The 12,456-nt window shown below is 38.7% G+C and carries 8 protein-coding genes; 5 read left to right on the top strand and 3 right to left on the bottom strand.

Annotation, left to right across the window (positions count from 1 at the left end; all coding sequences use genetic code 11):
* Positions 1–207: 207 nt before the first annotated feature.
* The gene (rpiB, locus tag Rain11_RS12940; protein WP_101359794.1) at positions 208–636 is read right to left on the bottom strand and encodes a ribose 5-phosphate isomerase B; all 429 of its coding nucleotides are present in this window, start codon (positions 634–636) and stop codon (positions 208–210) included.
* Positions 637–738: 102 nt separating this feature from the next.
* Between rpiB and Rain11_RS12935 the strand changes: the two genes are divergently transcribed.
* Both Rain11_RS12935 and Rain11_RS12930 read left to right on the top strand, forming a co-directional pair.
* Positions 739–2,946 carry an FG-GAP-like repeat-containing protein gene (locus tag Rain11_RS12935; protein ID WP_101359793.1) on the top strand — a complete coding sequence of 736 codons (2,208 nt, stop codon included), beginning with the start codon at positions 739–741 and terminating at the stop codon, positions 2,944–2,946.
* 47 nt (positions 2,947–2,993) lie between these two features.
* A complete protein-coding gene (locus Rain11_RS12930; RefSeq protein ID WP_101359792.1) occupies positions 2,994–5,873 on the top strand; it encodes a T9SS type B sorting domain-containing protein in 2,880 nt (959 codons plus the stop codon).
* A gap of 16 nt (positions 5,874–5,889) precedes the next feature.
* Here Rain11_RS12930 and ispE read toward each other — a convergent pair whose 3' ends face one another.
* Both ispE and ychF read right to left on the bottom strand, forming a co-directional pair.
* Entirely contained in the window at positions 5,890–6,699 is an 810-nt protein-coding gene (ispE, locus tag Rain11_RS12925; protein ID WP_101359791.1) for a 4-(cytidine 5'-diphospho)-2-C-methyl-D-erythritol kinase, read from the bottom strand.
* Between the two features lie 102 nt (positions 6,700–6,801).
* A complete protein-coding gene (ychF, locus tag Rain11_RS12920) occupies positions 6,802–7,902 on the bottom strand; it encodes a redox-regulated ATPase YchF (RefSeq protein ID WP_101359790.1) in 1,101 nt (366 codons plus the stop codon).
* A 299-nt stretch (positions 7,903–8,201) separates the two neighbouring features.
* Here ychF and cphA point away from each other — a divergent pair, with 299 nt between their 5' ends.
* From cphA to Rain11_RS12905, 3 genes are all read left to right on the top strand, one after another.
* Entirely contained in the window at positions 8,202–10,826 is a 2,625-nt protein-coding gene (gene cphA, locus Rain11_RS12915) for a cyanophycin synthetase (RefSeq protein WP_101359789.1), read from the top strand.
* Between the two features lie 598 nt (positions 10,827–11,424).
* Positions 11,425–11,688 (top strand): Erv1/Alr family FAD-linked sulfhydryl oxidase, encoded by a 264-nt coding sequence (locus tag Rain11_RS12910; protein ID WP_133121595.1) that lies wholly within the window; start codon positions 11,425–11,427, stop codon positions 11,686–11,688.
* 77 nt (positions 11,689–11,765) lie between these two features.
* Complete coding sequence (locus Rain11_RS12905) at positions 11,766–12,341, top strand: GLPGLI family protein (RefSeq protein WP_101359787.1); 576 nt, start codon at positions 11,766–11,768, stop codon at positions 12,339–12,341.
* Positions 12,342–12,456: the final 115 nt, after the last annotated feature.

Raw genomic sequence — 12,456 nt, 5'->3', positions numbered from 1 at the left:
GTCAATTTGTGGTCTGGAATTATTGCCTACAAATTCCTAGATAAAAAGCCCACTATTAGAGATTTTCAAGAAAAAAATCTACTTACAAATTTTGAACTTTTTCAAGATATTGCCGCTTAACTCACGTATTATTAAGAAATAGTGGCATACGAGATATTGTAATAATGGAACTATGACTATCATACATTCTAAACCACAGCCAAAAAATTAGCCACAGATTTTCTTCACTCTGTTTTCGTGCCTACCTCCCTCAAAATCAGTCTTTAAGAAAGTTTCTACCATTTTTAGGGCTTCGTCTATGCTCACAAAACGAGCAGGCAAGCAGATAACATTGGCATCGTTGTGTAAGCGAGCCAATTGGGCAATTTCTTCGTTCCAGCATAGAGCGGCACGAATTTGGGCGTGCTTATTGGCGGTCATTGCCACGCCATTGCCGCTACCACAAATCAGGATACCTCTTTTACATTCACCGCTTTCTACGGAAAGGGCAACAGGGTGAGCAAAATCAGGGTAATCTACCGATTCGGTACTATGTGTGCCAAAATCCTTTACCTGAAAACCTTTTTGCAAAAGATTTTCTTTTATAGCTTCTTTGTAAGCAAAACCTGCGTGGTCTGCACCAATAGCAATGAGCATATTTTTAGATTTTTTTGCGTAAAATTAAGGATTTTACCCACATCAAAATGGTAGCTTTCCAACTTTTTTGTTAGTTTTGATGTTATTTCAAAAAATTTCTCTATGAAAACACTATTAACTACCTACCTTTTGCTTGCCAACAGCTTATTATTTGCTCAAAATTTTACATTTACACAAAAAGTAGCTCACCAAATACAAAACGGGCAAATGCGTAATGCTTGGGCAGGCGGATTGAATTCCCCACAAATTTCTCCCATAGACCTTGACCAAGACGGCACAGACGACCTTTTCATCTACGATAGAGCCAATCAAAAAATTTATACTTTTCTTGCTAAACCTGCCGAAAAAAAATACCTATATTCACCCAAATACGAAAAATATTTCCCCGATTTTGAAGACGCAGGTTGGGTACTTCTGCACGACTACAATTTTGACGGCAAAAAAGATATTTTCGCAGGCTATAATTTTGGCGTACAAGCCTATTTGAACATTTCTACCGCTCAAATTGCTTTTCAAAAAACCTATGACCTGCTAATGACCGAAAGCAGTAATATTGCTTTCCCTTACAATTTAGCTATTTTTTCTACTGATATACCCGCTTTCTACGATATAGACAATGATGGCGACCTTGATGCTCTTTTTCTTGATTTTCATAACGGCTTGATTGAACTGCATCTGAATAGAAGTAAGGAACGTTATGGAAATGCCAATTTTTTGGAGTTTGAGCGTATCAATTATTGTTGGGGCGATTTTCTTATTAGTGAAATTAACTGCGATGAAATTGTTTTTGATATTGCCTGCCCCTTTAATAATTTACGAGCTTCTGATGGTAGAAAAAAAATATTACACACAGGTTCAGCTGTTTTGCTTACCGATTTGAATAATGACAACCTGTTAGATATAATGCTTTCAGGGGTGAGTTGCAATAAAACTTACGTAATGCTTAATCAAGGCACTAATAAAGGAGCTATTTTTCGCAGTTTTACAACGAATTTTCCGCCTAGTAAGCCGATTGATATTGGTGTTTTTTCTGCCTTGTACAGTTTTGATGCAACTTTTGACGGCAAAAAAGACCTAATTGTTGCCTCTAATCTCAAAGAAAATGAAAATGGCAATGCTGATTTTGCAAATTCTGTTTGGCTTTATGAAAATAAAAATACCAATAGCTTGCCCGATTGGCAATTTGTGCAAAGAAATTTTTTACAAAACACAATGCTTGATGTAGGACAAGACTCTGCCCCCGCTTTCATAGATTACGATGGCGATGGCGATTTGGATATGTTTGTAGGAAATAGCTTTTATACTTCAAGCACTATTCCTGCTGATAAACAAAAATTTGCTACCATTCATTTTTATCGTAATCAAGGCACGCCTGAAAAAGCTAATTTCATTTTAGAAAGCTCTGATTTTCTTTCACTTTCACAAAAAAAGTTTATTCAAATTGTACCTCAATGGGTGGATATAAACCGAGATGGTAGTTTAGACTTAATTCTGACGGCTCTGGAAAGTGAAACCCAACGAAATATAGTGTATTTCCTTGCCAATCAAGCCCCTCGCAATAATGCCGTAAAATTGAGCGAACATCTTATTCCCTTCCCTTTGGCAATAGAACGGGGCGATAAAATTTACTTTTACGATATAGACCAAGACGGCGATTTTGATATAATCCTTGCCAAGCCGCTTGGTAATTTAGTTTTTGTAGAAAATTGGCGTGGCAATTTTATGGAGCGAAACAAGAGTTTCCTGCAAACGTCCATTTCTGCAACGGCACGTAATCCAAGTATTACCATTGCCGACTTTGACCAAGACGGAAAAGAAGATTTGGCTTTCGCTAACGATGAAGGCAAACTCAAATTTGTAAGTAATCTGCGAGAAAATTATCAAAATGGCAATGTAAATTGGCAAAATTTGTTTTTAGAAAGCGAGCAAAGTTCTAAGAAATGGGGTAAAAACCTCATTTTCGCAAGTGCAGACCTTAATGCAGATCGTAAAGCTGATTTAGTCATCGGCTCTTTGGCGGGGGGCATACAAATCCTTCAAAATGAAAACCCCAATGCAGTTACTTTGGCTGAACCCACCTTTTGGCTAATGCCTAATCCTGCAAAGAAATACGTGTATATTCGTACAACGCAAGCAGGAGAGGTCATTTTTTACAACAACATTGGGCAAAAAGTAGCTGAAAGTAAAATTTATGCTAATACCCAAGAAGTGGCTTTCAAGGTAGAAAACTGGGCTAATGGCATATATTTTGTGCATTTTATTTCACAAACAGGTGAGAAAAAAATTGCTAAATTGCTAAAATTTGAGTAAATTGCTTACTTAACTATTTACACGCTAAACAATATCTATTTGTAAATATGAAAATTTTTCGCTTTATTATTCTTTTTGTGTGCTGGTTTGCAAGCATCTCAAAAACTTGGGCTACTCACTTGCAAGCGGGGCAAATTACCCTGACCCGTTTAGACCCCATTTCGCTTACTTATCGTATTACGCTGATAGTGTATCGGGATAAAGTTAATTTTTTTGGCAGTGGGGCTACTGCCGAGCTTTCGGAAAATGCCACTATCGTAATTTATGGTGCAAGCAATCAGGTGGTTTCAAGGCTTGAAAATGTGCCGCTCGTAAATTTAGACACCAGCGACCCTAATGTAGATGTTGGTAGGTACGAAACTACCTACACTTTTCCCGGGCAAGGGGCTTTTAAGGTTGCCTTTTCTGAAAGTTATCGCAATGCTTGCGTTGTGAATATGCTTTCCCCCGACCAAACAGATTTATATGTAGAAACGCAAATCATTATCAATCAATTTTTGGGGGTTAATAATTCCCCTGTACTGCTTGCACGCCCCGTGGATTATGCAGGTTTAGGACAAAAATTTTTGCACAACCCAGGTGCCTATGACCCCGATGGTGATAGCCTTGCTTTCAAACTTGTAACTCCCCAAAGCGGGCTGAATACGAATGTTAGGGGCTATCGTGAGCTTACCAACTTTTTAGGACCTGCCGAAGCGGGCGGCCCCGGTTCTTTTGGCATTAGTGCTACCCAAGGCACCGTAACTTGGGATACGCCTAACACCATTGGTTGTTTTAATATTGCTATCCGAGTGGAAGAGTGGCGTAGAACGCCAAATGGTACGTATATTTTTTTAGGCTACGTAGTGCGTGATATGCAAATTATTGTTCGTAATTCCAATAATCGCCGTCCTATTGTAAATGTTCCTAATAATATCTGTATTGCTGCCAACGAAAATCTGACTGCTTCAATTACCGCTTCCGACCCTGACGGGCATTGTATGCGTTATGAATTCACAGGGCAAATGTTTGATGCTTCTGCCCCTAATCCCAAACCTGTGATAACTTTTAGTGGGGGAAATTATACAAATCAATGTTTGGTAACTCCTGCTACACTCACGTTCAACTGGAATCCTTCTTGTGCATACATACGCGAAAGACCCTACCAAGTAATTGTAAAAGTTACTGATAATCCCCCCCCTACATTACAGCCTGCTTTGGTAGATATTAAAGTTTGGGAAATTACAGTGGTAGGACCTAAACCGCAAAACCTGAGTGCCAATGTTGATAACATAAATGATTTTATCAATCTGACTTGGTCGCCTTATGTCTGTGCTTCGCAGGCACAAGAAATTATCATTTGGAGGCGTGAAGGTTGCCCTACAAATAACCCTGCCGTTTGTGATGTGGGTGCTCCTGATGGGCAAGGTTACTACGAAATAGGCAGAGTACCCGCAACAGCAACTTCTTTCACCGACCGCACTGCAAGAATTGGTGTAGTGTATTCATATAGAATTTCGGCGATATTTCCTCGTCCCAAGGGGGGGGAAAGCTATGCCTCTGATGAAGTTTGCACTTCCCTTGCTGTTGATGTGCCCATTTTTACGAAAGTAGATGTAACGGAAACCTCTGCTACTACGGGCAAAGTAAGAGTAGAGTTTGCTCAACCCTTTCAGTTCCCCAACGGAACACCGCCCGCCCCTTTTGGCTACAAGGTGTATCGTGGCGAAGGTATTCGCCCTGCCAGCGGCGTAACTTATGCCGAAGTATTCAGTATTTTGAATGTCAATCCTGCGGATACGGCTCTTATTCGTTTTACAGATGATAATCTGAACACACGTGATAAGCAGTACCATTACCGAATAGCATTTTTTGCAAATGCCACAAGCGAAGCCAACAAAGTATTTCGCGATTCTTCCGATGCCGCCTCTACGGTACGTCTGGACATTCAATTTGTAAGTAGTTGTTTGCGTTTGCTGTGGAAATATGATGTACCTTGGGGCAATAACCGCCGTTTCAATCACGATATTTTCCGAGCCGAAGGCTCTCCAAGTGGTTTTGTAGATATAGGCGACTACTTCCCAACTTTTCAAGATAGTGGCATTTTTGATGATAGCAATGTTTTGCTTCAAAGTAATTATTTCTACTACACCACCACAAGAGGTTGGTACTTCAACGATGCTATTAGCAATTATTATCAACAACTTATTATCCCTTTTGTAAATAAGTCCCAAATCAATTCAGGCACACCAAGAGATGTAATCAAGCCCTGCCCGCCAATTTTGAGCATTGCCGAAATAGATTGCAATAATTTCCGACAAACCCCGCCCTTTTTCAACAGGCTTACTTGGGTAAATGACAATTCAGGCAACCCCGCACCTGCTTTCTGTGGAAACATTGGCGATGGTTGCGAGTTTGAGCCGAACAATATTGCTTTTTTCAAAATTTACTACAAACCCAATCTGAAAGCCCCTTACACTGAAATAGCACAAGTAGCGGGCAATATATTCACCTTTGACCATACCAACTTGCCATCTTTAGCTGGTTGTTATGCTGTTTCGGCAGTGGATAAAGCAGGCAACGAAGGCGAAAAAAGTAATGAGGTATGCGTAGATAACTGCGTTACCTTCTATTTACCCAATGCCTTTACCCCCAATGGCGATTTAATCAATGATGTGTTCAAACCTTATGAAAATGATGCTTACTCGGTGGCTTTTGTAGAAAAAGTAGAGTTTGAAGTGTATAATCGTTGGGGTAAGCGAGTATTTTTCAGAGATAATGATATTCGTATCAATTGGGCGGGCAATACTACCTTCGCAGGAGATAGCGATAGCGGGGGAAATTTACCTGCGGGTTTGTATTATTATGTGGCAAGAGTTCGGTTTATTCGCCTCAATCCTGATGAAGCTGAACAAGTCTATAAAGGCTGGGTGCAGATTTTCCGATAAAATGTTTCATAGCACATTACATTTCCCCTTTCCATATCCAAAACTTTTCAGAATGGGGAAAGGAGTGGGGGAGGTTTTCAAAAATTCCATAAATGGCGGAGCCTGAGCCTGTCATAGAGGCATACAATGCCCCTTTTGCGTAAAGTTGAGCCTTAATTTCTGCCAAAATAGGGTATTTTTCAAACAAATGCTCTTCAAATTGATTTTTGAGCCAGTTTTTCCATTCTTGTAGAGGAGAGCTTTCTATGGCTTTCTGTAAATCAAATGAGATAGGTGTAGGCTTTACGCCTTTATATGCTTCAGCAGTTGAAATAGCAAAATCGGGATACACTATCATTATTTTTTTCCCTTTCAAATTCAAATCAGTAGGTAAGAAAACATCGCCTTTGGCAAGACAAATTTTGGGTGTATTTTCTATAAAAAAGGCACAATCGCTCCCCAAACGGCTGGCATAGGCTTGCATTTGCTCACGACTTAAACCTAACTTGAAATATTCATTGAGCATTTTTATCAAAAAGGCTACATCTGCCGAGCCGCCGCCAAGTCCTGCCCCCATAGGAATATTTTTCAGCAAAACCATACGAATAGGCGGCAGAGCAAAAGCTTGGGAAAGCAGTTGGTAGGTTTTGTAACAAAGGTTTTCTTCAGCCGAAGCATCAATTGCTAATCCTTTAATTTCCAAAGTTAATTTTTCAGAAGGCAAAATTTCCAAAACATCTTGCAGAGGCACAGGATAGAAGCAAGAAACCAAATTATGATAGCCATCGGGGCGTTTTTCGGTAATATAAAGTCCTAAATTGATTTTAGCATTTGGGAAACTAATCATCGTCTCAAATTTTGGCGGAATTATTTAGATTCAAAAATTCGGATTTTCCTATGTCTTGTTTCTTGCCTCCTATCTCCTGTCTCCTCTTTCCTAACACCAAACTTACACATTAAAACGGAAGTGCATAATATCGCCGTCTTCTACGACATAATCTTTGCCTTGCATAGCCATTTTACCTGCTTCTTTGCAGGCTTGTTCGGATTTATATTGCATAAAATCAGTGAATTTAATAACTTCTGCCTTAATAAACCCTCTTTCAAAATCGGAGTGAATAACACCAGCGGCTTGGGGTGCTTTCCAGCCTCTTTCAATAGTCCAAGCACGTACTTCTTTTTCTCCTGCGGTAAAGTACGTTATGAGGTTGAGCAACTTGTAAGCGGCACGAATAAGTACATCTAAACCTGATTCCTCTAATCCATACTCTTTCAAAAACATTTTTCGCTCTTCCTTATCAGCAATTTCTGCAATTTGAGCTTCCAAAGCGGCACAAATACGCAATACTTCCGCCCCTTCGTTTTTTACCGCCTCTCGCAGAGCTTTTACGTGATGATTGTCTTCGTGTAAATATTTTTCATCAACATTTGCCACGTACAAAACAGGCTTCATTGTAAGCAAAAACAAGTCTTTTACAGCTTCTTTTTCTTCTTCGGTAGCATCGGGCAAAGTTCTTGCGTTTTTTCCTTGCTCCAGATGAGCTTTATAGCGTTTAAGAGCTTCAAATTCTACTTTGGCTTTGCTATCGCCCGATTTGGCGGCACGCTCTACTCTGCCAATTTTTTTCTCAATACTTTCTAAATCTTTGAGTTGTAATTCCATTTCTACCACTTCCTTATCCGAAACAGGATTCACTGGTCCCGCAGAGCGTACCACGTTGTCATCATCAAAGCAACGCAAAACGTGAATAATTGCATCTACTTCACGAATGTTTGCCAAAAAGGCATTACCGCGACCCCCACCTTTGCTGGCACCTTTTACAAGCCCTGCAATATCTACAAACTCAACTGTGGTATGCACAATTTTTTGAGGTTTTACAATTTCGGCAAGGGCATACAGGCGGCTATCAGGTACATCTACAATGCCGATATTGGGGTCAATAGTTGCAAATTCATAATTTGCCGCAACATTCTGAATGCTGGTGAGTGCTGAAAACAAAGTAGATTTTCCTACATTAGGCAAGCCTACAATTCCACATTTCAAAGACATATTAAAACCATATTTTTAAGCTCGCAAAAATAGAGAGAAAAAATTGCTTTCGCAAGCTCAAAAAACTTACCACAACAGATAAAAGAAGGGTAGGGGAGAAAAGCTACTATTATGAGTTAAATATCACTCATATTGTTTTTTTCGCTTTTAGCAATTTAACCCATTAAAATTCTCCTTAAATTTTTTCTAAAAAACAAATACAAAATAAATAACCAAATATTGACTTACTTGCAAATTTTTATTTTATTGCCAAATCTATCTGCAAAATATTTTTTGGTTTTACTAAAATTATTACTCTTATGAAAATTTTGAGCATACAAGCCTTACGAGGTCCCAATGTTTGGAGCATTCATCGTAAAAAGCTCATTCAGATGCGTTTGGATTTGGAAGATTTAGAAAACAAGCCAACCAACAAAATCAAAGGATTTTTAAGCCGATTGAAAAAAATGTTTCCTTCTATGTACGAACATCGTTGTTCGGAAGGCGTACCCGGTGGCTTTTTTATGCGAGTAAAAGAAGGAACGTGGATGGGACACGTCATTGAACACATCGCCCTTGAAATTCAGACACTTGCAGGTATGGATACAGGCTTCGGAAGAACCCGCCAAACCAAAACACCCGGCGTGTATAATGTAGTATTCAGCTACGTAGAAGAGAAAGTAGGTATCTACGCCGCCGAAGCCGCAGTACGTATTGCCGAAGCCCTTGTAAAAGGTGAAGAATACGATTTACAAAAAGATATTCAAAAAATGCGTGAAATACGCGAAGAAGTGCGTTTGGGACCGAGTACAGGCTCTATTGTAGAAGAAGCCATAGCACGTGATATTCCTTGGATAAGGTTAGGCACAAACTCTTTGGTGCAATTAGGCTACGGGGTAAATCAGATGAGATTTCAAGCTACTATTACCTGCAAAACCAGTAATATCGCCGTAGAAATTGCTTGCGACAAGGAAGAAACTAAACGTATGCTTGCTAATAACGCTATTCCTGTTGCCAAAGGGGATACTTGCGTAGATGAAGAGGATTTGGCAAGAGTTATCAAAAAAATTGGTTATCCGATTGTAATTAAACCTTTGGACGGCAATCACGGGAAAGGGGCTTCTATCAATGTGAAAACTTGGGAAGCGGCTTTGGAAGGATTCAAACACGCTAAAAAATACTCTCGCCGTGTCATAGTAGAGCAATTTATCACAGGTTACGATTTTAGAGTATTGGTCATAGACCACAAAGTTGTTGCCGCCGCCCAACGCATACCCGCCCACGTAAAAGGCGATGGAAAACACACCATTCAAGAACTGATTGATATTGAAAATAAAGACCCCCGCCGTGGCTACGGACACGAAAACGTGCTTACCGAAATCAGTGTAGATAGAGATACATTAGATTTATTGGCTAAAAAAGGATATACGCTGGAAACTATTCCGCCAAAAGGCGAAATTGTTTATCTCAAATCTACGGCTAATTTGAGTACAGGAGGCACTTCCATTGATGTTACCGACCTGATGCACCCCGAAAATGTATTTTTAGCAGAAAGAATTTCGCGTGTCATCGGCTTGGATATTTGTGGTATTGATATTATGGCTCCCAACCTTACCGAGCCTCTTTCTGAAAATGGAGGAGTGATTTTGGAAGTGAATGCCGCCCCCGGCTTCCGTATGCATCTTGCCCCTGCCGAAGGTTTGCCCCGCAATGTCGCCGCACCTGTTCTGGATATGCTCTATCCGCCGGGCAAGCCCTCACGTATCCCTATTATTGCTGTTACAGGCACGAATGGTAAAACCACCACCACCCGACTGATTGCTCATATTGTTAAAAATATGGGATATCGCGTTGGTTTTACTACTTCCGATGGCATTTATGTACAAAACCATCTTTTGGAGAAAGGAGACACCACAGGACCTTACAGCACGGAATTTATCCTCAAAGACCCTACCGTAGAATTTGCTGTTTTAGAGTGTGCAAGAGGCGGGATTCTGAGAGCAGGTTTAGGGTTTAGTCGTTGCGATATTGGCATTATCACTAATATTGCCGAAGACCATTTAGGGCTGAATGATATTGAAACCCTTGATGACTTGGCTCGTGTAAAAGCAGTAGTACCTAAAAGCGTAAAGCCCGATGGTTGGGCAATTTTGAATGCCGAAAATGAATATTGCGTAAAAATTGCCAAAGAGTTGGAGTGCAATGTTGCCTATTTTAGTATGGACGAGGAAAACCCCGTAGTGAAAAGGCATTGCAAAGCAGGCGGAATTGCCTGTGTATATGAAAATGGTTTTGTAACTATCAAAAAAGGTGAATGGAAAATTAGAGTAGAAAAAGCTACACACATTCCGATCACAATGGGAGGAAAAGCCAAATTTATGATTGCCAATGCCCTTACTGCTACCCTTGCGGGTTATTTGGCTGGTTTCAAGACCGAAGATATTAAAGTTTCTTTGGGTACTTTTATTCCTTCGCCTGCTCAAACCCCAGGTAGAATGAATATCTTTAATTTCCGTAACTTTCAGGTAATGATTGATTTCGCCCACAACCCCGCAGGGTATTTGGCTATTGAAGAATTTTTAGCAAATGTGGATTCACCTTACAAAATTGGCATTATTGCGGGCGTAGGCGACCGCCGCGACCAAGATATTATGGAATGTGCTACTATTGCCGCCCGTATGTTTGACCACATCATTATCCGACAAGAAAAGCACTTGCGAGGCAGAACCGAACAAGAAATTATTGATTTAATTCTGAAAGGCATCAAGAAATCAAAACGCAAAGTAACCCACGAGGTAATTCGTAAAGAAGTAGATGCCCTCAAACACGCTATTTCCTTAGCTCAGACTCGCAAAGGCACTTTCATTACGGCTTTGAGTGATGTCATTGATAATGCTATTGACGTTGTGCAAGAGTACTTGGATAAAGAAATAGAAACAAGCTAATGTGCAAAAAAAAGGGCTTCATTTCATTCATTGAAGCCCTTATTTTTTGTTATTTACGTGAGGTGAATTCTTTGTAAAGTACAATCTCGTTGGTCGTTGAATATTCTATTTTTCAATAATTTTTGTTCATTTATTTTCCGACAAATTGTGCTTGCAGGATAGAGTTAAACTCTTTCAGAAAATCGTCTACAGATACACAAATTTCTGCTAATTTTACAGGTTTTAGAGCAAGCCCTTTCATAGGGCTATTAGTTTAAGTGATTAGAAAAGTACAACTATAAATATAGCTCTTTTGACAATTACTCTAAAATTTTTCTATAAGTATTTCAAAATCAAATAGTTAAGCTCATAACTCGCGTTGAGAAATATCCTAAAATTGACTTTTTAAGGGACAACCAAACAATACCATTCTTTTTAAAGTACAAAAAAAAATCTGAATAATATAATTTTTGAAAAAAGTTTGAAAAAAGTTTGAAAAAAGTTTGAAAAAAGTTTGAAAAAAGTTTGAAAAAAGTTTGAACTTGCTATAAAATTGCACCAAGAAATTTTTGAGCTCAAAATTTCGAGTTTATATTCAAACCCTTTAAATTTAACAAAGATGAAAAAATTTGTTTTTTTAGTCGCAATGGCTTTTGCCACTTCGGGTGTGTTCGCCTCTAATCAGCCTGCTGAAAAGAAGCCTACTGAAAAGAAAAGTATGCTTATTTTTCAAAATAATTCAAAAAAACCTAATGAAAAGAGTGTTTGCACTGTCAGATATACCAAGTATGTAGATGGCAAGCCTGTACAAGTTTCCATAACGGTTTCTTGCGAATGTACTCAGCAGCAAGCATGTACACTAGCAGCATCACTTGCTAATTAATTCTTTAACCAATGCTTACCACAAATTAGAGTGGTAATCATTTATAAATTTATTGGCAAACATTAAAAAGTAAATTTATGAAAAATATACTAACAGTCATTACACTATTTTTGGGATCATTTCAACTACTCGGGCAAAATATTCTTTTTGAATATTCGCATAAAAGCCCTTCTGGTGTAAGTTTTTACAAGGCTCACGTCAATAACAATTATTCTGAACATTTTTATATTCCCGAAAAACAAATTCATAATAATACAATTATTGATGACAAAAGTAAGTCCACCAATATTTTTTTCATTAAAAACAAAAAAGATAACTATCTCTATAAGACAGATGGTTTTTCTGAACAGTACTATTTAAAGGACACTTTACATCCTATGAAATGGAAATTCGGGAAAGAAAAAAAGACAATATTAGGTTTTCTTTGTAAATCTGCTACAACAACCTTTAGAGGTAGAAACTACACCGCTTTTTATACTGAAAACATTTCTGTATTAGACGGACCTTGGAAATTTGGAGGGTTACCCGGACTAATTCTTGCTGTCATTTCGGAGGATAAAGAATACGAATGGAATGTTGAAAAAATCATTCAAAACTATAAAGAAAATATCAATGAGACGCAAATAGAAAATTTATTAAAAAACGTGAGTTAAGCGGCAATATCTTGAAAAAGTTCAAAATTTGTAAGTAGATTTTTTTCTTGAAAATCTCTAATAGTGGGCTTTTTATCTAGGAATTTGTAGGCAATAATTCCAGACCACAAATTGA

This window comes from Raineya orbicola, assembly GCF_002843425.1.
GTDB lineage: Bacteria > Bacteroidota > Bacteroidia > Cytophagales > Thermonemataceae > Raineya > Raineya orbicola.
This window is presented reverse-complemented; position numbering and strand designations above follow the sequence as displayed.

Bases quoted from the DNA above. Each gene is read 5' to 3' on its own strand.
- rpiB (WP_101359794.1), bottom strand. From the start codon at position 636: ATGCTCATTGCTATTGGTGCAGACCACGCAGGTTTTGCTTACAAAGAA.
- Rain11_RS12935 (WP_101359793.1), top strand. From the start codon at position 739: ATGAAAACACTATTAACTACCTACCTTTTGCTTGCCAACAGCTTATTA.
- Rain11_RS12930 (WP_101359792.1), top strand. From the start codon at position 2,994: ATGAAAATTTTTCGCTTTATTATTCTTTTTGTGTGCTGGTTTGCAAGC.
- ispE (WP_101359791.1), bottom strand. From the start codon at position 6,699: ATGATTAGTTTCCCAAATGCTAAAATCAATTTAGGACTTTATATTACC.
- ychF (WP_101359790.1), bottom strand. From the start codon at position 7,902: ATGTCTTTGAAATGTGGAATTGTAGGCTTGCCTAATGTAGGAAAATCT.
- cphA (WP_101359789.1), top strand. From the start codon at position 8,202: ATGAAAATTTTGAGCATACAAGCCTTACGAGGTCCCAATGTTTGGAGC.
- Rain11_RS12910 (WP_133121595.1), top strand. From the start codon at position 11,425: ATGAAAAAATTTGTTTTTTTAGTCGCAATGGCTTTTGCCACTTCGGGT.
- Rain11_RS12905 (WP_101359787.1), top strand. From the start codon at position 11,766: ATGAAAAATATACTAACAGTCATTACACTATTTTTGGGATCATTTCAA.